Raw genomic sequence first — 26,851 nt, forward strand, 5'->3', positions numbered from 1 at the left:
AGGTCGCCGTCGGCCGCCGACTCCTCGGCTCATCAAGGCGCCTCCCCACCCTCGGCGCGGATGAACCGCCCCACCTCCGTCCCGGCCCGGTTGACAAGCGGCGCCGAGTGAAACGGCGCGAGCGCGGCCAGTCCCGCGTCGTCCAGAACTCCCAGGCTCCGCAATGCTCCCGCCACGGCGAAGTACCGGCTTCGGTCGTCCCCCGCCTCCGCCTTCGCGACCAGCCCCCTCCCGCGGCCGTCGTCATCGGTCCAGGCGGCTGCGTAGAACCCCTCGGCCCCGGTCTTGGCCAGAAGGGGCCGGTTTGCGACACGCACCACTTCCGTGCAGAAGCGGCCGGTCCCCCCCACCATCTCCGGGTGGCTGGTCATCGCGCGGAAGATCCTGGCGGAAGCGCCCCGCCAGCGGTCCGGCCCTTTCCCGGCCGCGAACTTCGCCAGCGCCCGGGCAAAGGACTCCACCGGCAGGCGGAAGGTGGGCAGGCCACATCCGTCTGTGGCGTGGGTCACCGAGTCCGGATCGACTCCCGCATACTCCGCGAGAAGCGTGCGAATCTCCCTCTGGAGCGGATGATCCGGCGAGAGGTACCCCTCCGTCTCCCAGCCGCGATGCCGACAGACTGCCAGCATCCCCGCGTGCTTTCCGGAGCAGTTGTTGTGGAGGGCGCCCGGAGTCTCCCCCGCGCGGATCATGCGGTACCAGGTGGGTTCGTGAACCGGCTCGTGGGGGCCGCACTGCAGGTCCGCTTCAAGAAGCCCCGCCCGCGAGAGAATCTCCTCCACGGCGCGCAGGTGGAAAGGCTCGGAACTGTGCGACGCACAGCAGACGGCCAGCTGGCGGTCGTCCAGCCCGAGAGCGTCCGCCGTCCCGGATTCGACCAGCGGAAGCGCCTGAAACATCTTCGCGCTGCTGCGAAGGAAGGAGACCCACGATGGATCTCCGAGACTCGCAAGCACCCGCCCCGAATCGTCGATGACGGCCAGAATGCCCCGATGACGAGACTCCGGGAATCCGCCTCGCTCGACAATCATCCAGGGTTCAAAGATCCGTTTCATAGGGCGGGATCGTGGCTCATTCGAAGCGCAATCGCCAGCGGGAAAAAGGCGTCAGACGACGAAGCGGGCCGAACTGCCGCGCCGTCCGCGAGTGATCTCCAGCCGGGCCGGAACCTGCGTCCTCAGTTCGGAGACATGGGAGATGATTCCGACCAGCCGTCCCGTGGCCTGAATCTCTGAAAGCGCCTTCATTGCGAGTTCCAGCGACTCCGTGTCCAGCGTGCCGAATCCTTCGTCGACAAAGAGGGTCTCCAGGCGCACGCCGCCCGAGTACGACTGCACGACCTCCGCCAGGCCCAGTGCCAGCGACAGCGCCGCGAGGAAGCTCTCGCCGCCGGAAAGCGTGGCGACCGGACGCTCGACGCCCGTGTAGGTGTCGTTGACCGCAAGATCCAGCCCCCCCGCGCGGCGGCCGTCAACGCGCTCTGAAGCGCGGCGCAGCTCGAACCGGCCGGAACTCATCACGCGGAGACGATCCGTGGCAACCCGAAGCGCGTGGTCAAGAAAGGCTCCGAGAACAAACCGCTGGAAGGCAATGCCCGGCGCGTTCGCGCCTTTTCCGTTGGCGATCTCTGCGACACGCCCGACGACGCCGTGGCGTTCCTCGCGGTCGGTGAGCTTCTCCGCGGTCTTCGCGAGGTCGGCGAGCCATGCACCCATCTGCTCCCGATTCGCCCGCATCCCGCCCGCCGCTTCGTTCGCGTCGTCGTGGGCGGCCCCCGCGCGATCGGCGACCTCCCGCAGCGCGGGGATGTCCGGCGCGGCGATCCCGTCGGCTGCCTCTTTCGCAAGCCGGACACGCTCCCGGGCCGCCGTGAGCGCCCGGTCGTGTTCGCGAATCCGTCCGTCGAGCGCATCGACCACCGCTTCCGAGCGGACCGCCGCGCCCTGTTCGCTTTCGCTCGCAAACCCCGCTTCGGCGAGCTTCTCTCCGGCCGCGCTCGCCTGCTTCTCGTGCTGCTTCCGGGCCGCCTTGTCCGCCCCAAGCGCGGACGCGCGCTCCGCCTTCGCTCCCGCGGTGGCTTCCTTCGCGTCCTCGGCCTCTTTCCGCGCATCGGTCAGCGCGCACTCCAGCGCGTCCGCTTCCTCGCGCGCGGCAGCGAGCCCGGCCTCCAGCGCGCCTTCGGGGCGAAGCTCCTCCGGGATGGCCTCCTGCTTCTCCGCGGACACCGCGTCGGCCGCGGCGGCCGCTTCCGCGAGGCTTCGGCCCTCCTTCTCCAGCTCGGCATGATCCGAGCCGAGACCCTCCCGCGCTTTCTCCGCCGTCTTCACATCCTCCAGAAGAGACTCCACCCGCGTCCGGGCAAGGTCCGCCTCTTCCGCGGAATCCTCCAGCACTTTCCGTTCCTCCGCCAGCGCACCCGGTTCCCGCGATGCGGCGTCACCCAATCCCCCGGCAAGCGTGCTTCGCGTGGAATCCAGCGAGGCCACGGCCAGACCCGCCTCCGCTGCCTCGTCGCGAAGGTCGGCCAGCGCGTCGGAAGCCGCCGCTTCCGCGTCACGGGCGTCGGTCACGCCCGCCTCTGTCGGGAGATCCTTCGCCGCACGCGCGGGGTCCGGGTGCTCCTGTGATCCGCACACGGGACACGCTTCCCCGTCCGCCAGCCCCCTCGCGAGGTGCGCCGCCTGCCCCTTCTGCCACGCGGCCTCCCGCTTCTCCCGAAGAGCCTTCGCCGAGGTGAGTTCCTTCTCCGCGCACTCCAGACTTGTGGCGAACCCCTCCTGCTCTTTCCGCGCGGTCGTGAGTGCCTTATCCAGTTTCTCAAGCCTCACGCGATCCTCGTGCGCACGACGCGCCGCCACGACACGCACGGACAGGCCCTCGGCTCCGGAGGCCGTCTTCCGCACACGGTCCAGTTCCTCGCGCAGTTCTTTCAGCCGGGTGTCCGCCCTGGTGATCCGAGCCGCCAGTGTCTCTTTCTTCTCCGCCGCCTCGGTGGCCTTGCCCCTCGCCTTCCGCGATGCTTCCCGCGCGGCCTCGATCCCGGCGACCTTCCCGGTGAGCGCGTCGAGTTCCGTCACACGCGCGGCCGCCTTCCTGCGGTCGGGATCCCGCTTCCGCTCCCGCGCAAGGCGGTCCTCAGTCTCCTTCTTCTCGCCCTCGGCCTTCGTCAGGGCTGATTCCGCGTCGGCGAATCTCCGGGCCGCGTCCCCGGCTTCTTCCGCACGCTTCGCGAGACTCGCCAGCACCGGAACCAGCGGCTCCGCCTTCCGTGCCCGGGCCAGATCCCGTCGGTCCGCATCGATCTTCTCCCCGCGGTCCGCCACGGCCTTCCGCGCCGTCCCGGCCGCCACCACTTCCTCCAGTTTCTTCGCGTCCTCATGCCCCGCGGACAGCCGCTTCTCCGCTTCGGCCGCCAGTTTCCCCAGTTTCTCAACCTGGAGGGCGTGCCTGTTCATCTCCGCGAGAAGCGCCTCTTCCTGCGTGCGAAGCGCGTCCCCGGAATCCGCCCCCGCCTGCTCCAGCACGGTGCTCCGCCGGTCTCTCAGGCTGCCCACTTCCTTCTTGAGCACGGCCGCCTTCTCCTTCAGCGCCACTTCGATCCGACGGTAGAGCCCCGTGTGGAAGAGCCGCTGGAGGATCTCCTCGCGACCCTTCGAGTCCGCAAGGAGGAGCCTCCGGAACTGACCCTGCGGCAGGAGGATGACCTGCCGGAACTGCCGCTCCTCGAGCCCGAGCAACTCCTCCGCATGCGTGGTGACCTTCCGCGCCCCGTCCGCAAGCACGCGACCTTCCGGATTCTCCGGCCCTGCGTCGGTGATCTCCCAGAGTGTCGCGGAATCGGGAGCGGTGGTCGTTCCGGCGCCGCGCTTTCTGGGACGCTCCTGCCGGGGTGCCCGCATCACGCGATAGCTTCTTGCACCCAGCGAAAACTCGAACTCCACCTCCGTCGCGGTCTCCGGGTCCGCCCAGTCGCTTCGCATGTCCGCGCCTTTTCGCTCGTCCCGCCCGCCGGACGCCACTCCGTAAAGCGCGAAGCAGATGGCGTCGAGCAGCGTGGTCTTCCCCGAACCCGTCGGTCCGTGAATCAGGAAGAGCGACTGCCCCAACAGATCCGCGAAGTCCAGCGTCTCTGTGCCCGGGTACGGGCCGAAGGCCTGCATGCGGAGGCGAAGCGGCTTCATGCGTCCACCTCGCGATCCCGGCGGTCCATCTCCTCCACGACTTCGACGAGGGCGGCGCGTTCCGCTTCGGTGAGGTCCTGACCGGTCACTTCCGCGTGGAAGGCGGTGAAGAGTTCCTCCGGACTCATCTTCCGCGCACCGGGACCGATGACCAGCCCGCTGCCGCCCGGCACTTCTTCCAGAGGCCGCTCCACATGAAGGATGTTCGGATAGACCTCGCGAAGCTGACCCATGGGATCCAGGATCGCGCCGCGGTCGGCCAGTCGCACGCAGAGGTAGTCGTCCCGGGCGGGGTCGGCACGGGCATCGCGCAGGATGTCCTTCAGCGAACCTTCCACGCGACGAACCGCCCGCCGCGCGGGCAACGGAAGGCACTCCACGCGGCAGGCGCCGGTGGCGTCCATCTCCACCAGCGCGACCGACTTCCCGTGCGCCGCTTCATCAAACGAGTAGGGATAGAGGGACCCCGAGTAGCGAGCCGAGTCCCGGCCTGCCGTCTGCGGACGGTGGAGGTGCCCGAGGGCGACATAGTCGAATCCGTCAAAGCGAGACGCCTCCACCAGCGCACTCCCGCCGACCACGAGCTTCCGCTCGGACTCGGTCTCCTCTCCGCCCGCCACAAACGCGTGGGCGACGGCCACCTGCCGCTCTCCGGCAGATGCTCCCGCCCGTGCCCGATCGAGAAGCGCACCGAGCGCGGCGTCGTGGTCCATGAGGGAGTCGTCGGCCAGCGCTTCGCGAGCGAGAGGCGGGTCCGCGTACGGAATCAGGTGGAAGCGCACCGGGCCGTCAGCGTCGGCGAAGACGGGCGACGGCACGGGATGGCGCACATCCCCGGCGAGATGCAGCCCCTGCTCCCGCAGCATCCCCGAGAGAAAGCGGAGGCGCGTTCCTCCGTCGTGGTTTCCGGCGATGGCCAGCACGGGAACCTTCTCTTCGCGCACGAGGCGGTCCAGCACATCGCCCAGAAGCTCAACCGCGGACGGAGGAGGGACGGCGCGATCGTAGATGTCCCCCGCGATCACGACGACATCCGGGCGGGTATCTCGAACGATCTCCACGAAACCGTCCAGAATGTGCGCCTGGTCTTCCGTCAGGTGGATGCCGTGGAAGAGGCGTCCAATGTGCCAGTCGGCTGTGTGCAGGATACGCATGAGGCATTCCGTTTACATTGCATTGTAGTCAGGTGGTCACTCCCTCTCTCTGTATACCGGGCCGGGAGTGGCGTGGCAAGTGCGTTCCGTGGATCGCGTGATTCACTCCACGCCGAGGTTCCGCATGCGTCGCCAGAGAGTGGTCCGGTGGACCCCGAGAATCCGCGCGGCTTCCTCGCGCTGATCCAGCAGGCGACTCGCCGTCACCAGCACGAGGAGCTCGCCGCCATCATTGCGGACCACTGTCGTTTCCCGCCCACGCACGGGTGGTCGAAAACGGGGGTGTGCCCTATCTTCTCTCAAATGCGCGACTTCCGGCCGCCTCTCTGCGCCCCTGCCCTCTCGGCCCGATCGTTGCGTGACAGCCCCGCAGACGGATGGACAAGAACCTCGCCACCCGGGAGACACCGGATGAAAAAGCTGCTGGTCGGATTCTCGCTGGACCACCCGAAGTGGGTGATCGGGATCACGCTCGCGTTCACCCTGGCGCTGGGCCTTCAGATTCCGCGCATCCACATCGACACCGACCCGGAGAACATGCTCCCGGCGGACGAGTCCGTGCGCCTGTTCCACGACGAAGTGAAAGAGGTCTTCGGGCTGCACGACCTGATCGTTCTGGGGATCGTCCGCGAGGAAGGCGTCTTCCGGCCGGAAACGCTGGAGAGGGTGGCGCGGATTACGGAAGGGATTCTGGATCTTGAAGGAGTGATCGAGGACGACCTTCTCGCGCCCACGGAAGTGGACGACATCTTCACGACCGCCGACGGGATTCTCCGCGTGGACACGCTGATGGACGAAGTCCCGGAGTCCCCGGAGGAAGCGCGGCGAATCCTCGCGCAGATCGGGAAGAACCCCGTGCTTCGCGGCAAGCTGGCCTCGGACGACGGGAAGACGATGGCCGTCTTCATTCCGCTGGAGTCGAAGGACCGTGCGCGGGAAGTGGCGGCGGGAATCCGGGAACTGATCGCGGCGGAGGGCGGCGACGAGGAATACCACCTCGCCGGAATCCCGCTGGCCGAGGACACCTTCGGAGCGGAGATGTTCATTCAGATGGCTGTCTCCGCCCCTGCGGCGATGCTCCTGATCTTCCTGCTCATGCTCTACTTCTTCCGCAAGCCCATGATCATCGCGGCGCCCATGATCGTCGCGATGATGAGCGTCATCTGGACGATGGGACTGCTCATCGGGCTGGGCTTCACGGTCCACATCATGAGTTCGATGATCCCGATCTTCCTGATGCCGATCGCGGTCCTGGACTCCATTCACATGATCACCGAGTTCCACGAACGCTATCCGTCTTCGCGGAGCATGCGCCAGACCATCTCGGACACCATGGACGAACTCTTCGTCCCGATGATCTTCACCTCGCTGACGACCGTGGTGGGCTTCGTCTCGCTGATCCTGACGCCGATCCCGCCCGTTCAGGTGTTCGGCGCGTTCGTCGCATTCGGGATTGCGGTCGCGTGGTTCCTGTCGATGACCTTCGCCGTGTCCTTCGCCGCGCTCATCCCGGAGAAGAGGCTGAAGAACTTCGGCGAGCTGCCGGAGAGCCGCGACTGGATGCGCCATGCCATGCACGCCGTGCGGCGGGTCTCCACTTCACGCGCAAAGCCGATCGTGGCCGTCGGGGCGCTTCTCTTCGTGGTGGCGCTTGTCGGGTTGACGCGGATCGAGGTCAACGACAACCCGGTGAAGTGGTTCAAGCCGGGACACTCGCTGCGCGTGGCGGACGCGGTACTGAACGAACACCTTGCGGGGACCTACATGGCGTACCTGTCGGTGGAGTCGGAGGAAGACGGCGGGTTCACCAACCCCGACGCCCTGCGCTTCGTCCAGAATCTGCAGGCGCACCTCGGGGAGCACCCGAATGTCGGGGGCACCACTTCCATTGCGGACATCGTGGAAAAGGTCCGGCTGGAGATGACGGGCGAGCGTGCCGCGGGCATTCCGGACACCCGGGAGGAGATCGCGCAGTACCTCTTCCTCTACGAGATCTCCGGCGGCGACCCGGACGATCTCTTCAAGTTCATCACGCCTGAAAGCGACCGCACCGTAGTGTGGGTACAGATGCGCCGGGGTGAGAACCGCGAGGTCGCCAGCGTGCTCGCCGCGGCAGACGAGTTCCTGTCGGCGAACCCTCACCCGGGGCTCACGACGCACTGGGCCGGACTTCCCTACATCAATGTCATCTGGCAACAGAAGATGGTGGCGGGCATGGGAAAGGCGCTCGCGGGGAGCTTCGCGATCGTCCTGGTCATGATGTCACTGCTCTTCCGGTCGATCCGGATCGGCATCCTGTCGATGATCCCGCTGACTGCCACGATCGCCGCCGTATATGGCTTCATCGGATTCGCGGGCAAGCCGTACGACATGCCGATCGCGGTCCTGTCTTCGCTGACGCTGGGCCTGTCGATCGACTTCGCCATCCACTTCCTGCAGCGGGCACGGGAGATCCTGCGTGAGACCGGCGACCTTGCCGAGACCATGCGGCAACTCTTCGAAGCCCCGTCCCACGCGATTGCCCGGAACATCCTGGTGATCGCGCTGGGGTTCGTCCCGATGTTCTTTTCGAACCTCGTGCCCTACATCACCGTGAGCGCGTTCTTCTTCGCGATCATGGTGGTGAGCGGCGCCACGACCATGTTCTCACTCCCGGCCATCATCTCGCTGACCGGCGGACGCGTGCTGGGTGTGGGACAACGCAAAGGGAGATCCGTATGAAGGGCATCGCTCTGGCGGGGGCCGTCCTGGCGGCGACCGCCTTCCCCGGGGGCACCGGGGCGGCGGACACGCCGCAAGCCGAGGACATCATGAAGAGCGCGCACATGAACCTCTACTATCCGGGAGACGACGGGCGGGCGTTCGTGCGCATGACCATGACGGACAAGCGCGGAAAGACACGCGAGCGCGAGTTCGTCATGGTACGCCGCGATCTGGAGGACGGCGGAGCGCAGAAGTACTTCGTGTACTTCCTCAAACCGGCCGATGTGCGGCGGACCGCGTTCATGGTCTGGAAGGATCCGCAGAAGGACGACTCACGGTGGATCTATGTCCCGGCCATCGACCTTGTGAAGAGAATCTCGGCGAAGGACAAGGGTTCGTCGTTTGTCGGCAGCGACTTCTCCTACGAGGATGTCTCCGGACGACACTGGACTGATGACGACCACGCCATTACCGGTGAGGAGGAAATCGACGGGACCGCGTGCTGGATCGTCGAGAGCACGCCGCGGGGGAAGGACTCCTTTTCGAGAAAGGTGAGCTGGGTGTCGAAGGAGGACGCGATCGCGGTGCGGGAAGAGTACTACGATCGCAAGGACCGACGGGTGCGCGTGCTGACCGCCGGAGAGATCCGCGTCGTGGACGGGCACCGAACCGTCACAAAGCGGACGGCCCGGAACGAGAAGAAGAACCATACGACCACGGTGGAGTTCTTCGATATCGCGTACGACCTCGGGGTCGACGAGAAGGTCTTTACGGAACGATACCTCAAGAACCCACCCGGAGATCTTGTCTCCCGGTAGCGTGGAAAGGAGCCTTTGGATGAATCGCTCAATCCTGGCCGCCCTGGGCGCGGCGCTTCTCCTGAGTCCGGGAGTGGCTGTCGCTCTGGAGGAGTTCCACGGGTTTGTGGAGACCGCGTGGGGCATCCGGACGACCGAAGTCCCCGCCGCCCCTTCGGACTATGTCCTGGACGAGACGCGGGGACAGCTTCGCCTGAACGCATTCGGGGAGCAGGGCGAAGCGTTCCTGCGGCTCGACTTTCTGCATGACCGGGTCCAAGGGGGCGCGGCGGAACTGGAGATGCGCGAAGGCTTCCTGCGCTTCACGACGCTCGGCGACCATCTGGATGTGAAGGCGGGCCGCCAGGCGCTGACATGGGGCACGGGAGACCTGATCTTCATCAACGATCTCTTCCCGAAGGACTGGGTGTCGTTCTTCGCGGGTCGCGAGGACCAGTACCTCAAGGCTCCGTCGGACGCCGTGCGGCTGGGGATCTTCGGGCTTCCGGTCGATCTGGATGTGGTGGTCGCGTCGGGGTTCACGCCCGACCGGATGCCGGACGGAACGAGGCTCGTCTTTGCCTCACCGGTAGCGGGCGGCGTGCCGACCCTGCCCAACGCCGCGCTCGGGAATGCGGAGATCGCGGCGCGGGCATCGCGGTATGTGGGCGACTTCACGGCCGCGCTCTACACCTACCACGGCTTCTTCCCGACGCCCGCGTGTGTGTCTCCGGGGGGCAGCGTCCCCACGCTGACCTACCCGGCGCTCTCGGCCCACGGCGCCAGCCTGCGCGGTCCGCTCGGGCCGGGGATCGCCTGGGCGGAGACGGGGCTGTACGATTCGCGGGACGACCGCGACGGGACAGATCCCTTCGTGCCGAACTCTTCCGCGCGGTGGCTGGCCGGGTACGAGGTGCCGCTTTCCACCGACTTCAACCTGACGCTGCAGTACTACGGGGAGCGGCAGCTCGACTACGACGCGTATCTCGCCCACCTGGACGGAGCGGTCCCCGACGACGAGGACTACACGCTTCTCACGGCACGCGCGGAGAAGTGGCTGCGGTATCAGACGGTGCGGCTGTCGCTCTTCGCGTTCCATTCGCCGACGGTGGAGGAGACGCACATTCGCGCGCTTGCCAGCGTCAAACTGAGCGACGAGATCGAAGCCGCGCTCGGCGCGGGCCTCTTCGCCGGGGACTACGCGAGGGGCCGGTTCAGCCGGTTCGACGACAACGACCATGTGTTCCTGAGATTCCGGTACGGGTTCTAGGCACTGCGCGGCGGGGTGTTATGCAGCCCCGCTTCCCCCTTCTCCTGCCGGGTCCGAAGGCAACCCCAGCCTGCGGATCATCTTGATCAGCCCCTGCCGCGAAATCCCGAGACTCCGCGCGGTCTGCGCCTTGTTCCAACGGTTCCGCCGAAGGCTGCCCAGGAGGATCTCCCGCTGCGCGCCGTTCACCCTTTCGCGGAAGGACCCGCCTGCCGGCACGGGAGGAGGCCCGGCACGGCCCGCCAGAACCTCCGGCGAGAGCGACGCCGGGGTCGCCGGCCCCCGTCCGCGCGTCACGATGGCCACGCGCTGGACTTCGTTCGCGAGCTGCCGCAGATTCCCCGGCCAGTCACACGCGACCAGCGCCTCCAGGACTTCCGGCCCCAGGACATCCTCCAGCGGCTCCCCCCCACGGACGGAGCACTCCACAAAGTGCCGGACGAACAGCGGAATGTCCCCCCGCCTTTCGCGAAGCGCGGGGACACGCACGGTGATCCCGTTCAGCCGGTAAAACAGATCCTCGCGGAACTTCCCCGCGCGCACCTCGGCCGCCAGATTCCGGTTGGTCGCGGCGATCACCCGCACGCTCACCCGGCGCGGCGTGGATTCCCCCACGCGCTTGATCTCCCCTTCCTGAAGCGCACGCAGAAGACGAACCTGCACGCCCGGCGCGATCTCCCCGATCTCGTCCAGGAAGAGGGTGCCGCCATCCGCCTCTTCGAAGAGGCCGCGCCGATTCCCGGCAGCCCCCGTGAACGCTCCGGCGACATGCCCGAAGAGGTCGCTCTCCAGCGTCCCCTCCGCGAGCGCGGCACAGTTGTGAGCCAGATAGCGACCGGGGCGTTCCCCCGTCTCATGAAGAAGCCGCGCCACCAGTTCCTTCCCGGAGCCGCTCTCGCCCGTCACCAGAACATTGGCGCTCGTCCCCGCGAGCGATTCCACAAGACCCAGCAGTTCCAGGGATGCGCGACTGCGGCCGACAACGGGCAGGACTCGCCGCGCGGCCTCGGAGAAGGGGGCGGGGCGGGCGGCGGGGATGGACAACGGCATGGCGGCACGAGCGAGGGACATGACAAGCCTCCGGGAGGGGGGGTGGAGCCGCCCTTCCTTGCAGGAGGCGTGCCGGTTCGCGCACGGGGCTGGAGGCGATTCAGCCGCGCTTCGCAGGGCGAACAGGCTTCCGGGGACCTCGCTACCGGCCTCCCTGTTCCAGGCGGAACCGGATCAGCGGCTCTCGGGGGCAGGCCGGGAAGGCCCGAAGCGCACTTCTCCACCCCCGGCGACGATGCTCCCCACGGGAAGCCCCGCGCCGGTCTCTCCGCCCGCCACGGCCACGAGACCGAGTCCCAGGTTGAAGGCGCGGCGCATGTCGTCTTCCGGCACGCCGCCCGCCTCACGCAGCAGATCGAAGATGGCCGGTTCCTCCCAGGAACCCGGATTCAGCACGGCATCCACGCCCGCCGGGAGAATGCGCCGGAGGTTGCCGGGGATCCCGCCACCGGTAATGTGCGCGAAGCCTTTCACGCGCGCCGAATCATCCGCCATCAGCGCCCGCATCTCCTTCGTGTAGGAGAGGTGGGGGGCGAGAAGCGCATCGGCAACGGTCTCCCCGCCGAGACACGCGGGCGTGGCCTCCAGCGACAGCGACGCCGTGTCCTCCACGATCTTCCGGGCCAGGCTGTAGCCGTTGGTATGCAGCCCGGACGACGGGAAGCCGACCAGCCGGTCTCCCGGCAGGATCCCGGAGCCGTCCAGAAGCCGCGCACGATCCGCGATCCCCACGATGAACGCCGCCGCATCGTATTCGCCATCCGCGTAGAACCCAGGCATCTCCGCCGTCTCTCCGCCGAGGAGCGCAATCCCCTCCTCGCGGCAGGCACCCGCCATGCCTTCGACCAGCGCGGCCATCACATCGTCCGAGAGTCTTCCGGTCGCCAGGTAGTCCAGGAAGAAGAGCGGGCGCGCACCAAGCACCGCGATGTCATTCGCGCAGTGCCGAACAAGATCTCCCCCGACCCGCGCGTGCTCTCCGGTCGCGAACGCCAGCTTGAGCTTCGTCCCGACGCCGTCGGCGGACGACACCAGAACCGGTTCCGCCATGCCGGAAAGATCCGGCGCGAAGAGCCCGCCGAAGCCGCCGATCTCCCCCAGTACTCCGGGTGTCTTTGTGGACTGCACGGCCGATCGGATCCGATCGACGAACCGTTCCCCGGCCTCGACATCCACACCGGCGTCCTTGTACTGGATGGACCGGGGAGATTCCTCCACAAGCACCCGCCTCTCCGTACTCGCGCTGCGCGTCAGTCCTCGGCCGGGACCTCTTCGGTGAGTGCGCTGAGTTTCGCAAGGTAGACTTCGCGCTCCGGACCGCTGGCCGTCTCGAGGCGCATCTCCACGAACTCCTTCAGAACGCGCGAATTGTAGCGATCCGAAGTGTACATCTCCAGTTCGTCCACATCGATCTCGTCGAAGAGACCGCCGCTCTTGTGCAACTCGACGAGGGCGTCCGTGGCGTCGGAGAAGAACTGCGTCCCGCTGCATCGACGAAGTTCCTCGTAAGCCTTCTCATGCGGGAGGCCCGCGCGGTAGGGGCGGTCGGAGGTCATCGCGTCAAATGCGTCCACCACCATGATGATCCGACTTCCCATCGGGATATCGTCTCCGGTGAGCCCGCGCGGGTAGCCGCCGCCGTCGGGTTGCTCATGGTGGCAGTACACGATCTCCGCCGCGTTCTCCAGGAACTTGAGTCCCTTCAGAATATCGTACCCCACCTTCGGATGGGTTCGCATGAGGCGGGTTTCCTTTTCGTCCAGGCGGCCGGGCTTCAGCAGAATGTCGTGCTGGATGGCGATCTTCCCGATGTCGTGCAGGAGCGCGCCGTATTCGATCTCCTCAACTTCCCGCTCTCCCACCCCGAGAGAGCGCGCAATCCGCACGGCATACTTCGAGATCCGGTAGGAGTGCCCGCGAGTGAAAGGGTCGCTCGCGTCGATCGCCGAAGCCAGCGCCTGCACGGTCGCGATGTGCGCTTCCTTCGTGTCGATCCACAGCTTGAACGAGTACCTTGCCAGAAACAGCGGGATCAGGAAGAGCGCCACGCCGACCGGCCCGATGCGCAGATGAACCAGTGCCAGGAGAATCCCGAACGGCAGGAAGAAGAACACATGGAGGATTTCCCACTGGAAGTTCATCTGCCAGACCCGGAAGGCGGAGATCTGGTCCTTCATGCCGATGGCGATGGCGATGAGTCCGGTGTTCACCAGGAAGTAGGTCAGGGGTGCCAGGACCAGCGGGAGCGCATGATGGGCATCGAGGACGAACGCCTGCCCGACCTCTCCTCCGGACTGCTGGTACACCCACCCCGCCAGCCCGATGGACAGAATGATCTGCCCCAGATTGAAGACGACCTTGTAGAGCGGATTCCGCTTCACGAGAACATTCGTCATCAGATCGGAGACGATCCCGAACCAGCACGCGAGAGCCGGCCCGAAGATGAGGATGGCCGCGAAGTCCAGCGCGGAGGTGACGGTGACGGTGGCGCCGCCGCGCGGAAGCGGAATGGGCGACATGGCCGCCACGGAGACCATGGCGGTCCACAGGAGAAGGCTGGTGACGGTGCCCGGCCCCCAGTCCAGCTCCATCAGCTGAATACTGGTTCGTGACAGAAGCGTGAGCCCCAGCCCGATCACCACCAGGATGTACAATCTTAGCGCTGGTTTCAGTTCCTTCACGCGAACCCGCTCCGGATCACCTCATCGAACCGGCCGACACCTCTCCAGTCCTCTTCAATCTACCAGTCGTTTCGACCGCCGGACGCCATCAGTACGCTGAGAATCAGCGCAGGCAAGAGGGCCATCATGGAGATAGTCTCCCTTCCACGAAAGTCTCACCCGAATCCGCTCGGACGGGTGGCATTCGCTACGCTCGGGAGCCGCTCTTCTCCTTCAATACTCAGGCGAGAGGTGCCGGACCGATTTCGTATTCCACGGCTTCCCGGGGAGGAAGCCTCTCCAGAAGCCGGTTCACCGCGTCAAGGACCGCGAAAATCACGGCCCGGGTGGGATCATAGCCGATCTCACTGCATCCGAAGAGACTGTTTTCCGATCGCCCCTCCGCATGGTTCACACATACAACCAGGAGCTTGCGCCCCCCCAGTTCCTTCTCCTCCATTTCGCCCAGGGAGAATGGAGGCGCACCCTCCACCAGCCGGGAAATGGCGTCCAGCGTCGCCAGCGCCACGATTCTCCGGGTCTGGTAGCGGGTATTCGGCCCGGACGCACGGCCCGTGGCCTGAATGGGATCCGCGTGGAGCAGGACCTCCGCCTCGTAGCCGCCATTGACCTGATGCAGGCTCAATCCGCCCACCGCAACGCGGCCCAGTGCCTCCACCGATGCGGAATCCTCTTCGCCGTACTGAGCGATGGAGATCTTCCGGTGATCGAGATGAACGCCTTCCTCGGCGGCCAGGATGGCCTCGACATCGCGCGCAATCTGTTTCGGGGACCGCCCGGGCAGAGCGGTCACATGGACGGCGGAGATGGCGCCGTCCGTGCCCAGCTGGATCTCACAAGAGGATACATCGCGGAGCATGCAGATCAGGCGTTCCGCGGTCGCAAAGCTCTCGGCCGGTCTCTCCATCCCAATGTCCCCCCCCACCCCCACCGGGGCCTGTCGCCCACCACCTGAACTACATAGCACAACCGCAGGCAGCATGGGAAGTTCTCCCTTCCGGGAGATTTCCTCCTTCCGCGCCCCCCGATCAGCCGTCCCAGCCGCCGATTCTCCGAAGCGTCGCGTACCGGGCGTCGATCTCCGCGCGGTTCAGCCCCACGAGCCGCTCCATCGAGAAGGCCTCCACCGCAAACGACGCCGTCACCGCCCCGTACAGAAGCGCGCGCTTCACGCCGCCCGGCGAAAAATCTCCGCTCTCGGCCAGACTCCCCACAAACCCGCCCGCGAAAGTGTCTCCCGCGCCGGTCGGATCCCGGACCTCTTCCAGCGGATAGGCCGGGAGCCGGAGGAGGCGATCCCCTTCCGCAAAGAGAACCCCGTGTTCGCCCATCTTCACCACCACTCGGGACGGCCCCATGCCGCCGATCGCCCGCGCGGCGCGCACCACATTCCGCTCTCCGGCGAGGCTCTTCGCCTCCGTCTCGTTCAGGAGCAACACATCCACGCGCTGGAGAAGGCGCAGCAGTGCGTCCCGCTTTCCGTCGATCCAGAAGTTCATCGTGTCGCACACGACCATCTTCGGCCGGGACATCTGCTCCAGCACCGACAGCTGAAGCTCGGGGTCGATGTTCGCCAGGAAGACGAAGTCCTCCCCGCGGCTCGCCTCGGGAACGGCCGGACGGAAGTTCTCGAAGACATTCAAGTGGGTCGCCAGCGTCTCGGCATCGCCCAGTTCCTGTCCGTAGGAACCCGACCATCGGAAGGTCTTTCCCGACTCGACGGAGATCCCGGAAGTATCGACTCCCTGCGTGCGCAGGAACTCCAGCTCCGCCGCGTCAAAATCCTCGCCGACGACCGCGACCATCTTCACCGGCGAAAAAAACCGCGCCGCCGACGCGAAGAATGTCGCCGAGCCACCCAGTGCGTCCTCCACCTGTCCGGAAGGCGTGGCCACGGTGTCGTACGCGATCGACCCCACCACCAGAATGCTCATCGTCCCCTCTTTCTCCAAAGGCGCCGCGTGATCGGCCTGAGTCCGCGTCGAGCGCATCACATTTCATCCATGGCGTGAATCCCCAACAGCCCCAGCGCGTCGCGGAGCACATCCGCCAGCACGCCCACCAGGAAGAGTCGAGCGCGCGAACAGGGCTCATCTTCCGTCAGTACACGGAACTTCGGCTCCTGCTTCCCGCGCGTGTAGAACCGGTGGTAGGTCCCCGCCAGTTCGCGAATGTAGGTCACCAGCCGGTGCGGCTCCATGCTCCGCGCCGCCTCCCGGACGATCTCCGGATAGCGCAGAAGCGACCGCATGATGGCGACCTCCTCCTCGGCTCGCAACACCGAGAGATCCGGCGTCTTCCCGGGCTCCGGAAGAAGATCCTGCGCCATCGGCTGGCGGAAGATACTGCGCGAGCGCGCGTGCGCGTACTGCACATAGAACACGGGATTGTCCATGGACTCCCGCTTCGCCAGTTCCAGATCGAAATCCAGATGCGACGACGCCTTTCGCATCAGGAAGAAGAACCGCGAGACATCCGTCCCCACTTCCTCCACCAGTTCATCCAGCGTGACGAACTCTCCCTCGCGCTTCGACATCCGCACGGGCTCCCCGTCGCGAAGGAGGTTCACCTGCTGCACGATGTGAATGCGCAGCCACTCCTTGCCCAGCCCGAGCGCCTCCGCCGCCGCTTCCATCCGCCGTATGTAGCCGTGGTGATCCGGACCGAGAATGTCCACGACCCGGTCGAACCCCCGGCGTGCCTTGTCGAGATGGTAGGCGATGTCCGCGAGAAGATAGGTGGGCGTTCCGTCGGAGCGGCGCACGACGCGGTCCTTGTCGTCGCCGAACGCGGTGGAGAGGAACCAGCTGGCCCCGTCCCGCTCCGCAAGGTGCTCCCGTTCGCGAAGAACGCGCTCCGCCTCACACACGCGGCTCTCCCCGCCCTCGCCCGGCGCATGGAGACTGCTCTCCGGGAACCACCGGTCGAAGTCCACGCCGAAGCGACCCAGCGACTCCCCGGCCGCCGCGACCATCGAACGCAGCCCGAGCGCCGCGAAGTCGAATCCGTCCGCGAGCGCATCCACCGCCTCCCGGGATGGCGACGCTCCCTCCGGCGCTTCTCCCGCCAGGTGCGCCACCTTCTCGATGGTCGCCCCGCCGGAAGCCGCACGCCGCACGAACTCCGCGGCCGCGTCCGGGGTGTCGCCCGCCGCTTCCCGCGCGGCCAGCGCGCTGGCCAGCGACTCGCCGAGCGCGGCCACATACGCTCCCCGGTAGCCGTCTTCCGGGAAGGGCGCGTCGTCGCGCCCGCCTGCGGCCAGAAACCGCGCCCGGAGCGACTCACCGAAGAGCCGCGCCTGATTCCCTTCGTCGTTCACATAGTACTCGGAGGCGGCCTCCACCCCGGCGGCCCGATACAGCCGGACGCACGCATCTCCGTACGCGGCGGCCCGCGCCGAAACGACATTCATGGGGCCGGTGGGGTTTGCGCTGACGAACTCCAGCTGAATGCGCCCCGTCTCGTGCGCAAGATCCTCGTCCCGCAGCATCTTTGCGCGCTTGGCCGGATCCGCCAGTTCGGCAAGGAACGCACGGATGCCGCCCGGAGCCACCCGGAGGTTGATGAACCCCGGCCCCGCGACTTCGGCCTCTCCGAGCGGGCCTTCGAAGCACTCCACAATGCGCTGCGCGATCGCGCGGGGATGGTCGCCGAGAGCGCCCTTCAGGAGGAACGCGGCGTTCGATGAAAAGTCCCCGTGCGATGCGTCGCGCGGATTCTCCAGCGAAAGCCCCTCCAGCAGGGCTTCGTCCACGGCCGGGTAGGCCGTTCGGATGGAGCGGCGCACTTCCTCGATCAGGAGATGTCGCATGGGTCATCGGGCGCGACCCGGAGTCCAGTCCCGCAATGGCGGGGTGCCGTCAGGCGGACTCGCGCGTTTCGCCCTCCTCCTCCACCTCGATGGTCTTCGCATCTCCCCAGAGCGTTTCCAGGGAGTAGAAATCTCGCGTGTCCGTATAGAACACATGGACGACGACATCCACATAGTCCAGAAGAACCCAGCGGCCCGCGTCGTAGCCTTCGATCTGCCAGACGCGGCTGCCCTCCTGCTTCATTGTCTCCTGGATGTGGGTGGCGATCGCCTTGACCTGAACATCGGAATCCGCGCTGCAGATCACGAAGTGGTCGACGACGGAAGTGAGTTCCTGAAGGTCGAGAACGCGGACATCGCGGGCTTTCTTCTCCAGAGCAAGCCGCGCGGCCCTTCTCGCAAGCCGGGTGGGGTCCAACGGGAAGCCGATCTCCTGGGAAAGTGGACTGAGGTCTCGGGCGGAGTCGCTCTCCGACGAGGGCGAACACTCTACCACGCCGGGAGCCTCCGGTGGAGCGAAGAGACGAGTCCGCCGGTCACGAGCCCCAGCGGGACGGCGGGGCCCACGAGCATCGGCAGAAGGAAGAGCGCGCCGGCGCCCGGATCGAGCAGCAGGACGAGGACGGCGAGTTGGGCGCATCCGTGGGCGGCGGCTCCGGCAGCACTGACGCCAAGAAGCGAGAGCGGCGGCGAGGCGAAGCGAAGCGACGCGGCCATCACGACGAGCGCCGCCAGCGCCCCCGCCAGCGACAGGAGGAACGACGGCCCGCCGAGCGTCCCGAGAAGCAGCCCGGCGAGGGTCGTCCGGACGAGCGCCACTGCGGCCGCGCTTGCAAAGCCCAGCCGTGACAATGCCAGGAGCGTCACCGCGTTCGCCAGCCCCAGACGAAACCAGGGAACGGGCCGGGGGAAGAGGCTCTCGGCGATCTGAAGCGTCGCGGCCGCCACCACGAGAAGCGCCAGCCGCGCCACCGTCCGCGCGGGGATGCGCGGCGTCACTCCGTCACCGCATCGGGAGCGTCCGGGTCCGGCGTTCCGCCCGAGAGACGCACGATCACCCCGTTCGGCACGCACGCGATGAGATCGCCCGAACGCCTCTTCCAGCCCATGGAGACGCACACCTGCCCCGGGCATCCGCTCCGAACGACCCGCACGGCGCCGTGGCGCACTTCCACTTCCACCGGCCCCAGCGCTCCCGCAACGGGAATGCGCGCATCCTCCGCGAGCGGAATCCGCGCCACAGGAGTACGCCCCACCTCCACAATCGCTTCCGAGGGAACCGCCCGCCCCCCCGCAAACCACGGCGCGAAGGACGCCAGCACCAGCGCCGCCGCCAGCGCGCGGTCCGCGCCGGTCATGGCACGCCAGAGCCCGCGCGGACTCCACCACGACGATGTCACGAAACGCTCGGCATGACTTGGGGGGCGAAGGAAGGCCGGGGCCGCGCGCCCGTCCGCGGAAAGAGGACCGACGGACGAGCCCGCCGGAGCGCCATGTCAGCTCCCCCGGGCGATCACGAACTCCACGGTAGCGCGAAGCGGCGCCGCCACTTCCCCGAGGTCCAGCGCCGCAAGCCGATCCCGCGCGGACTCCGCGCAGGCGACCGCCTTCTGCCGCGCAAACTCCACGCCGCCGGTCTCCAGCACGAATGCGCACACTTCGTCCCACTCTCCATCGGAGGGATCCCCCCGGAGGAAGAACTCGCGCACGCGCGCGGCGCGATCCACCGCCCCCTGTTCCAGCGCGTGAATGAGCGGAAGCGTGGCAAACCCGAGGCGGAAGTCACTGCCCACCGGCTTCCCGATTTCCTGCGGATCGCCCGTGAAGTCGAAGATGTCGTCAATAATCTGGAAGGCGAACCCCAGATCCCGGCCGAACCGGGAAAACTCCGCGATACTCTCTTCCGGAAGGTCCGCGAGCGTTCCGCCGATTTCACATGACGCCGCAAAGAGTGCCGCCGTCTTCTCGTCGATCACCTGGAAATAGTCCTCTGCCGAAAGGTCCGCATTGCGGCGCTGGGCATATTCGCGGTTCATCCCGCAGCTCATCCGGTGGGTATGGTGGCTCAGGATGCCGATCGCCGAGTAAGCGCGGTATTCGCAGAGGATCTCGTAGGAGCGCGTGAACAGGTAATCGCCCATGAGGATGGCGGCCTGCTGATCCCACCGGTGGTTCACCGTGGGAAGTCCTCGCCGGACCGTCGTGCCGTCCAGGCAGTCGTCGTGGAGCAGCGTGGCCGTGTGAATGAGTTCCACGACCGCCGCGGACCACAGGAGCGCCTCGCGGTCGCGGACCTCTCCCAGACGCGCCGTCAAGAACAGCAGAATGGGACGGACCCTCTTCCCGCGAAGGGCGAGCACATGGTCCAGAATCTCACGGACCATGGGAACATCCGGCCGCGCAAGGGAGCCCAGACGCGATTCCAGCCCGTCGAGGTCCGGACGCACGAGTTCCACAACCTGCGGAAGAGTCATCACGGCCTCCTGATCGGACGCGCGTCTGGCCATCGACTCAGGCAACCGGGGACCACCTTCCAGGCCGGAATCCACAGGACAGGCTCCCGGCATCGCGGACATGACGAAACGGAACCGGGCGAAGGTATCAGGACGCGCCGGGGCAGTCAACGCCACCCGGCAGGCAGGCTTGTCCGCCCCGGGGAGAGCGTGATACGGTCCGGGCGCTCGGTTCCCACCCTACCGGAGAGGCCCAAGATCCCGCGATTCCCCACGAATCCTCGCGCCACCCGCCCCACGCGGGCGGATCTGGTCGCGCTCGCCGGGCTGGTGATCGCCGTCACGATCTTCTTCGCGCCTGCTCTCTTTGGCGACCGGGCCGTCTTCACCTGGAACATGGATCTCTGGTCACCATGGACCGCTTCCGCGGATGCGGAGGATCTGGCGCGACCCACACGCCTTGCCGACTGCGCCCGGCAGTTCGCCGTGATGCGCCACATTGCCACAGACGCCTTCTCCGAGGGTCGAGCGCCGCTGTGGAACCCGTGGATCTTCGCGGGGACACCATTCCTCGCGAACTTCCAGCCCGGGGTCTTCTACCCGCCCAATGTCGTGTTGTCGCTCTCGGGGATGTCGGTGCCCGACCAGATGTCGTGGTACCTGTGGTTCCATCTGCTCGTCGCCGTGACCGGCCTGTACGCGCTGCTCCGCAGATTCGCGTTGTCGGCAGGGGCCGCCGCCGTCGGCGCAGTGGTCTTCGGCTGGAGCGGATACATGGCCGCGCGCACCGGCGTCCCTACGATGGTCGCCAGCGCCGCATGGCTGCCGTGGGCACTGCGCGCGTCTCGCGGGTGGTTCGACCGGCGGGGAGGCGCATCCTGGGCGGGGATGGCCGCTTCTCTCGGCATGTCTGGGCTGGCGGGCTTCGCGCAGATCTTCGTGTTCACCGCCTACACATGGGCCGCGTACGGAATCGTGGAGGGTGCCCTCCGGCGCCCGCATCCCCGCGCGAAAACCTGGATCGGCTGGGCACTCGCCGGGGCGGTCGGGCTCCTGCTGGTCTCGGTCCACCTGCTGCCCGCCGCAGAGTTCATGGGGCGCGCTCAAGACGCGAATCAGGACACGGAGATGCTCGCATCCGGGACGCTCCATCCGGTCGCCGCCGGGAAGTTCCTCGTGCCGGGCCTTCTCGGAAACCCGGTGGAGGGAAGCAACGCCACCCACGCGCTGACAGTCCGGAACGGCTACTACCACCAGACCGAACGCAGCACGGCGGTGTATGCGGGGCTTCTCCCGCTGCTTCTGGCGTGCATGGTCCTCCTCTCACCGGGTGACCATCGCCGAGAGGCGTTTTTCGGGGCACTCCTCGCGGCGGGCGGGCTTCTCTGGTGCTTCGACACGCCGCTTCTCGCCATCGGGAAGCATCTGCCGGGCCTGGGGTTCTCGCGACCCGACCGGGCCGCGTTCCTGTGGTGCGCCGGGGTGTCCGTACTCGCCGGGTTGGGCGCGCAGCGACTCGCCGGTCCGGAAGGAACCGGCACGACCCGCCTGAGCCACCAGCTTGCCACGGGGATCGCTCTGGTCGGTATGCTCTTCGCGGCGGCAGTGACCGTATCTCCGGGAGTGATGGTCCCGCAGCGTGTCCTGGAGATCGCGGGGGAAGCCACCATCGGGCGGGCAGGCGTCTGGAGCCTCTGCGCGGCGGCGGCGGCTCTGGCCCTCGTCACGCTTCGCACCTCCGCGCGGATCGGCGGCGGGGCGTTTCTGATCCTTGCGCTCCTGCTCACGGGCGCCGACCTGGGGCGCGTCGCCTGGAAGATGAATGTGATGCAGCCCGAATCCGCCATCTTCCGGGACGCCACACCCGGCGGGAGTCTCGAGTTTCTTGCGAAGCGGCGGGAAGCCGAAGGCCCGTTCCGGGTCATCCGGTACGAGACGGTACGCGGACAGTTCCGTGGAGTCCTGCCGCCGTCCACCGGCGCCCCGTATGGAATCGAGGACGCGCTCGGGTTCGACTCCATCAACACCCGGCGGTACCGGAGTGCCATGCACGCGCTGGATCCCGCCACGGTCGTCAAGCGCGGGAACTTCCGGGGTGTCCGAAACGCCGCCGCACTCTCCTCCCCACTGCTCGACGCGATGAATGTGCGGTTCGTGCTGGCCGCGCCGGGAACAAGACTCCCCGGCTTCGCCACGGTGCACGACACGGACATGGCCATCCTGGAGAATGCCGGGGCGGTCCCGCGCGTACGACTCGTCGGCGGCGTTCGCGTGTTCCCGAACGAAGACGCCGTCCTCCGCGCCATGTCGCACCCGTCATTCGATCCCTCCGCTTCCGCCGCTTCCGAATCCCCGATTCCCGGGCTCACCGACGCGCCGGGCGGCGAGGCGGGAGCCGCACGCGTGGAGTCCTATGCCGCGGAGGCGGTCCGGGTGAGCGTGAACGCCCGCAGGCCGGCGCTTCTCGTGCTCGCCGACAGCCACGATCCGGGGTGGAAAGCCTCGATCGACGGGAAGGTCGTGCCGATTCACCGGGTGGACCATCTCTTTCGCGGAGTTCGCGTAGACCCCGGTGACCGGGAAGTGATCTTCCGCTACGATCCCCCCGAGTATCGCAAGGGGGCCATCCTGAGCCTGGGTGCGCTGCTCGCGCTGATCGCGGGAACTCTGGCGTGGGGACGGGGAACGGGGCGGGCATCATCGCCTTCGGAAAGGAGTGCACCATCCTGAGACGATTCGCACGCGCCGCGGGAGCGGCTGCGCTGCTTGCCCTGCTTGCGGGAGTTCTCTCCTGCGGCACTCCCCCCGCCGGGAAACGGCGCGTCTTCCTCATCGGAATCGACGGAGCCACCTGGGATCGCATCGACCCGCTTCTCGCGGAGGACAGGCTCCCGAACCTCGCCGCGCTCATCGACGAGGGCACGCGCGCGCCGCTCGCTTCGCTGACGCCGTGCCGGAGCCCGGCGCTCTGGACGACGGTCGCCACGGGGAAGAGCTTCGAGAAGCACGGGATCAATGACTTCACGGTCGTCGAAACGAAATACCGCCCCATGCGCGGAACCGGGAAGAAGAAGTCGGAGAAGAGTAAGACCAAGGGGAAGAAGGTCACGAGGACATCCCGCGTCATGCACATGACCTCAAACCTCCGGAAGACGAAAGCGTTGTGGAACATCGTGGGCGACCAGGGAGGCCGCTCCGCCTTCGTCGGGTGGTGGGTGACCTGGCCCGCGGAAGAGGTGGAGGGGTACATGGTGTCGAGCCATATCCCCCTTTCCCAGACAGGCACTCCCGACAAGCCCACCAAGGGCACGCTTCACGAGAATGTCGGAAACCAGACCTGGCCGGCGGACCTGTTCGACAAGCTTCGCCCCGGCATTGTCTCCGCGGAGGATGTCGTCCGCGAAGACATGCTGCCGTTCATGGATGTCCTTCCCGGCGAGATGGAGATGGATCTCGTCAAAGGGTTCCAGTGGGCATGGGCCGCGGATGAGACCTACCGCAACGCCGCCGTGCATCTGCTGGAGACCGACCCGGATCTCGATCTCGTGGCGGTCTACTTCAACGGCGTGGATGTGGTGGGGCATCGTTACTGGAAGTACTTCGAACCGGCGGCCTACCCGCCGTTCCCGCCGGAGGAGATCCCGCGGTACGGGCAGGTAATCGAGCGCTACTACGAATACACGGACGGACTCCTCGGCGAAGTCCTGCGCTACCGGCGGCCCGGGGACACGATCATCATCGTCTCCGACCATGGCTTCCATGCGCACGGACACAAGGACGGGCCGGATGGAATCCTGATCGCGGCGGGAGATCGCATTCGCCCGGGATCCAGTCCGGAGAAGAAGACGCAACTCGCCGACATCACCCCCACGGTGCTGGCGCTTCTGGGGTATCCCGTCGGGCTGGACATGGACGGGCGCGTGCTGGAGGAGCTGTTCACAAGTGCGTGGAAGCGGGACCGTCCGCGAGACACCGTGGAGACCCACGACACGGAAGAGTGGAAGGAACAGGAGGCCATCCCCTCCGACGCCGATGAGGAGCTCCTCCGCAGGTTGCGGGCGCTGGGGTACATTCAGTGAGAGGGTCCGGGTTCGTTGCTTTCGCCGCGTGCGCCGTCGTGGTGGTGTCGGCGGCGTCCTGCTCGTCCCCGGAAGCGGAACGCCCGCCCCGGTCCACCGTCGTCGCGCTGGACGGAGCGGACTGGCGGCTCGCGCTCCCTCTCGTGCGGCAGGGCAAGTTGCCGGTGCTGTCGGCACTGCTGCGAGCGGGTGCGTCGGGCATCATGCTCTCCAACCCCGATTACAGCTGGTCTCCGGTTCTCTGGACGACCATCGCCACGGGCCGCCTTCCCGAACGCCACGGCGTCACGGCGTTCATGACGAGCGTCCCCGGAATGGACCGCAAGATCCCGACGCCTTCCACCTCCCGAACCTGCCGCGCCCTATGGAATCTCTTTTCGGAGAGCGGCAGGACTGCGGGCTTCGTGGGCTGGTGGGTAACCTGGCCTGCGGAGGAAATCCGGGGATTCATGGTGTCCGACCACTTCTCCGTGTCCCGATTCGATCTGGGCCGGGACTTCGAGCGAGAGGTGGAAGAGCCGGTCTTCCAGGCCCGACAGACCTGGCCCGAGGAACTGGCGGCGGAACTGGCTCCGCTTCGCGTCCCGCGCGACTCCATCGGGGTCGACGATCTCTCGCGCTTCGCCGATCTTCCCGATGGCTACCGGTTTCCCGACCGCTTCCGGAAGTTCGACAAGGTGAGCGAGTTCTCCATCGCGCACTCCGTGGACCGCACGCATCACGCGGCAGGCATGCATCTGCTTCGCCGGGAGTCTCCCGAACTGTTCGGCGTCTTCTACGAAGGCGTCGATGTCCTTCAGCATTTCCTCTGGGAGGACATGGATCCGGAAGGAGCGGGCACGGCCCCTTCCGTCCGGGAGCGCGAGATATTCGGAGAGACGATCGAACGCTACTACGCCTTCGCGGACGGGATGATCGGTGAACTCGTGGAGGCCGGAGGGAGCGAGCGGGCGGTGATGATCGTGAGTGACCACGGCTTTCAGCCGTCCACGGAACGCTACGAGAAGAAGGGGATCTCCGGGGAGCACCGGCGGCAGTCGTTCTTTCTGTTTGCGGGGCCGGGCGTGCGCCGGGGCGTGCGTGCGGACTCCGTGGACGCCATCGACATCACTCCGACGATTCTGGTGTACCACGGACTTCCCTGGGGCGAGGACATGGACGGAGTGCCGGCCGCACGCCTTCTGCGCGACGACTGGCGTGCCGCGCACCCCGTTCGGTCCGTCCCCACCTGGGAGACCGGACCGTGGAAGCGTCCGGAACTGCCGGAGGATCCCGCGACGCGTGATCTCGAAGAGCGAATCCGATCACTGGGGTACATCGAATGACAAGCGCGCGTGCCGTCCTTCTCGCCGCACTCCCGGCTGCGCTCCTCGCGGCCGGATGCACCGGCGGCAAAGAGCCACCCGTGGCGACGGACGCGCCACAGGTCATACTGATCACGCTCGACACATTCCGTGCGGACCACATGGGATGCGCCGGGAGCCCCACGGTGCGCACGCCCCGGCTGGACCAACTGGCGCGACGCGGCACGCAGTGGAGCGGGGCCGTCACCCCCATCCCGCTGACGACGCCCTCGCACGCGTCGATCCTGAGCGGCGCCCACCCGCGCGACCACGGACTGGTCGCCAACCGGATGCGCCTCAGGCCCTCCGTCGCGACGATCCCTTCGGTGCTCGGCGCGCGGGGCCTGAACTCCGCCGCGGTCGTGTCCAGCCCGATCGTTCTGGGCCGTGAACTCGGCCTCGACCGGGGCTTTGCGAAGTACCGGATCATCCCGGAGCAGTACCGCCTGGCCCCCGGGCAGGGCGTCTGGACCACAAACGCCGCGCTGGAACTCCTGTCCGGGAATCCGGACTTCCTGTGGGTCCACTACTTCGACGCCCACCTGCCCTATACACCGCCCGCGCCGATGGGACTCCTGTACGGCGTGCCGGGGCCGTACGGATCGGGCGAGGACCTTCACGAAGCCCAGACGCGCTTTCGGGAAGGCCCCGAACCCGCGCGCGAAGAGGTACAAGCCATGACCGCGCGCTATGCGGCGGAGGTGACCTTCCTCGATGCCTGCGTCGGGACGGTGGTGCGGGCCGCTCCCGGCGCCACCATCCTTCTGACCGCGGACCACGGCGAAGGGCTCTTCGATCACGATCGCTACTTCGGACACGACATCCACCTCTATGAACCTTCCCTGCGCGTGCCCCTTCTCGCGGCCGGAGCCGGAGTCGATGCGGGGCGCCTTGTGCAGACGGGAGTTGCCACGACCGATGTCGCGCCGACGATCCTGGCGATGTTCGGGATGGACGCCCCTTCCGGCATGACCGGGCGGGACCTCCTGCGTGACCCCCCCGGCGAGGGCGACGCACCGCCGCTCTTCGCGGAGACGCACCCTCTTCCGGAGAAGGGCAGGCCGCTCTACGCGCTTCGCACGGAGAAGCACAAGGTCGTCTGGGAGCCGAGAGCGGGCCGGTGGCGCTACTACGATCTCGTCGCCGACCCGGCGGAGCAGACCGACCTGAGCGAGGAGCGGTCACAGTATCTGGAGATGCTGGAGTCCGACCTGCGACGGGATCTCACCAGCCGCCCACCGCTGGGCGCCCGGCCGATCCGCGCGGAATCCGCCGAAGAGGAGGCGAATGTGCGCGACGCGCTCCGGAGCCTGGGGTACGTGAATTGAC

Annotated in this window: 21 protein-coding genes; 7 read left to right on the forward strand and 14 right to left on the reverse strand. The window is 67.1% G+C overall.

Annotated features, from left to right (window positions below; genetic code table 11):
• Positions 1–32: 32 nt before the first annotated feature.
• The 4 genes from QF819_01115 to QF819_01130 all read right to left on the reverse strand — a co-directional run bounded on the left by QF819_01115 (position 33) and on the right by QF819_01130 (position 5,599).
• Complete coding sequence (locus QF819_01115) at positions 33–1,055, reverse strand: asparaginase (protein MDP6801767.1); 1,023 nt, start codon at positions 1,053–1,055, stop codon at positions 33–35.
• A gap of 51 nt (positions 1,056–1,106) precedes the next feature.
• On the reverse strand, positions 1,107–4,181 hold the full coding sequence (locus tag QF819_01120) for an SMC family ATPase (protein MDP6801768.1): 3,075 nt from the start codon (positions 4,179–4,181) through the stop codon (positions 1,107–1,109).
• Positions 4,178–5,335: an exonuclease SbcCD subunit D gene (locus QF819_01125; protein ID MDP6801769.1), complete on the reverse strand. Its 1,158-nt coding sequence runs from the start codon at positions 5,333–5,335 to the stop codon at positions 4,178–4,180. Before QF819_01125 ends, QF819_01120 begins: the two co-directional genes overlap by 4 nt.
• Positions 5,336–5,437: 102 nt before the next feature.
• Complete coding sequence (locus QF819_01130) at positions 5,438–5,599, reverse strand: helix-turn-helix domain-containing protein (protein ID MDP6801770.1); 162 nt, start codon at positions 5,597–5,599, stop codon at positions 5,438–5,440.
• Positions 5,600–5,746: 147 nt separating this feature from the next.
• Between QF819_01130 and QF819_01135 the strand changes: the two genes are divergently transcribed.
• Genes QF819_01135 through QF819_01145 form a run of 3 tightly spaced genes read left to right on the forward strand, consistent with a single transcriptional unit; the run spans position 5,747 to position 10,105 of the window.
• Entirely contained in the window at positions 5,747–8,056 is a 2,310-nt protein-coding gene (locus tag QF819_01135) for an MMPL family transporter (protein MDP6801771.1), read from the forward strand.
• Positions 8,053–8,856, forward strand: a complete 804-nt coding sequence (locus tag QF819_01140) for an outer membrane lipoprotein-sorting protein (GenBank protein MDP6801772.1) — start codon at positions 8,053–8,055, stop codon at positions 8,854–8,856. Before QF819_01135 ends, QF819_01140 begins: the two co-directional genes overlap by 4 nt.
• Positions 8,857–8,875: 19 nt before the next feature.
• Positions 8,876–10,105, forward strand: a complete 1,230-nt coding sequence (locus QF819_01145) for a hypothetical protein (protein MDP6801773.1) — start codon at positions 8,876–8,878, stop codon at positions 10,103–10,105.
• A gap of 18 nt (positions 10,106–10,123) precedes the next feature.
• On the opposite strand, the gene QF819_01150 is transcribed toward QF819_01145, so the two are convergent.
• The 10 genes from QF819_01150 to QF819_01195 form a co-directional block, all read right to left on the reverse strand.
• Entirely contained in the window at positions 10,124–11,176 is a 1,053-nt protein-coding gene (locus QF819_01150; GenBank protein MDP6801774.1) for a sigma 54-interacting transcriptional regulator, read from the reverse strand.
• Positions 11,177–11,329: 153 nt separating this feature from the next.
• On the reverse strand, positions 11,330–12,379 hold the full coding sequence (purM, locus tag QF819_01155; GenBank protein ID MDP6801775.1) for a phosphoribosylformylglycinamidine cyclo-ligase: 1,050 nt from the start codon (positions 12,377–12,379) through the stop codon (positions 11,330–11,332).
• Between the two features lie 26 nt (positions 12,380–12,405).
• The gene (locus QF819_01160; protein ID MDP6801776.1) at positions 12,406–13,809 is read right to left on the reverse strand and encodes an HD-GYP domain-containing protein; all 1,404 of its coding nucleotides are present in this window, start codon (positions 13,807–13,809) and stop codon (positions 12,406–12,408) included.
• A 247-nt stretch (positions 13,810–14,056) separates the two neighbouring features.
• Positions 14,057–14,743 carry a hypothetical protein gene (locus tag QF819_01165; protein MDP6801777.1) on the reverse strand — a complete coding sequence of 229 codons (687 nt, stop codon included), beginning with the start codon at positions 14,741–14,743 and terminating at the stop codon, positions 14,057–14,059.
• Positions 14,744–14,864: 121 nt separating this feature from the next.
• Positions 14,865–15,770 carry a PfkB family carbohydrate kinase gene (locus QF819_01170; protein MDP6801778.1) on the reverse strand — a complete coding sequence of 302 codons (906 nt, stop codon included), beginning with the start codon at positions 15,768–15,770 and terminating at the stop codon, positions 14,865–14,867.
• A gap of 56 nt (positions 15,771–15,826) precedes the next feature.
• Positions 15,827–17,647, reverse strand: coding sequence for an arginine--tRNA ligase (argS, locus tag QF819_01175; protein ID MDP6801779.1), 1,821 nt, complete (start codon positions 17,645–17,647; stop codon positions 15,827–15,829).
• A 49-nt stretch (positions 17,648–17,696) separates the two neighbouring features.
• On the reverse strand, positions 17,697–18,065 hold the full coding sequence (gene rsfS, locus QF819_01180) for a ribosome silencing factor (protein ID MDP6801780.1): 369 nt from the start codon (positions 18,063–18,065) through the stop codon (positions 17,697–17,699).
• Positions 18,066–18,136: 71 nt separating this feature from the next.
• On the reverse strand, positions 18,137–18,646 hold the full coding sequence (locus QF819_01185) for a Gx transporter family protein (protein ID MDP6801781.1): 510 nt from the start codon (positions 18,644–18,646) through the stop codon (positions 18,137–18,139).
• Positions 18,643–19,047, reverse strand: a complete 405-nt coding sequence (locus QF819_01190; protein MDP6801782.1) for a NusG domain II-containing protein — start codon at positions 19,045–19,047, stop codon at positions 18,643–18,645. The genes QF819_01185 and QF819_01190 overlap by 4 nt, the downstream gene beginning before the upstream one ends.
• A 96-nt stretch (positions 19,048–19,143) precedes the next feature.
• The gene (locus QF819_01195; GenBank protein MDP6801783.1) at positions 19,144–20,154 is read right to left on the reverse strand and encodes a polyprenyl synthetase family protein; all 1,011 of its coding nucleotides are present in this window, start codon (positions 20,152–20,154) and stop codon (positions 19,144–19,146) included.
• 156 nt (positions 20,155–20,310) lie between these two features.
• Here QF819_01195 and QF819_01200 point away from each other — a divergent pair, with 156 nt between their 5' ends.
• From QF819_01200 to QF819_01215, 4 genes are read left to right on the forward strand one after another with little or no spacing between them, the layout of a single operon-like run.
• A complete protein-coding gene (locus QF819_01200; GenBank protein MDP6801784.1) occupies positions 20,311–22,830 on the forward strand; it encodes a YfhO family protein in 2,520 nt (839 codons plus the stop codon).
• Entirely contained in the window at positions 22,773–24,179 is a 1,407-nt protein-coding gene (locus QF819_01205; GenBank protein ID MDP6801785.1) for an alkaline phosphatase family protein, read from the forward strand. The genes QF819_01200 and QF819_01205 overlap by 58 nt, the downstream gene beginning before the upstream one ends.
• On the forward strand, positions 24,176–25,504 hold the full coding sequence (locus QF819_01210; protein ID MDP6801786.1) for an alkaline phosphatase family protein: 1,329 nt from the start codon (positions 24,176–24,178) through the stop codon (positions 25,502–25,504). The genes QF819_01205 and QF819_01210 overlap by 4 nt, the downstream gene beginning before the upstream one ends.
• The gene (locus QF819_01215; protein MDP6801787.1) at positions 25,501–26,850 is read left to right on the forward strand and encodes a sulfatase-like hydrolase/transferase; all 1,350 of its coding nucleotides are present in this window, start codon (positions 25,501–25,503) and stop codon (positions 26,848–26,850) included. The genes QF819_01210 and QF819_01215 overlap by 4 nt, the downstream gene beginning before the upstream one ends.
• The last annotated feature ends 1 nt before the right edge of the window (position 26,851 follow it).

The sequence above is a fragment of the Gemmatimonadota bacterium genome (assembly GCA_030747075.1).
Taxonomy (GTDB): Bacteria; ARS69; ARS69; order ARS69; family ARS69; genus ARS69.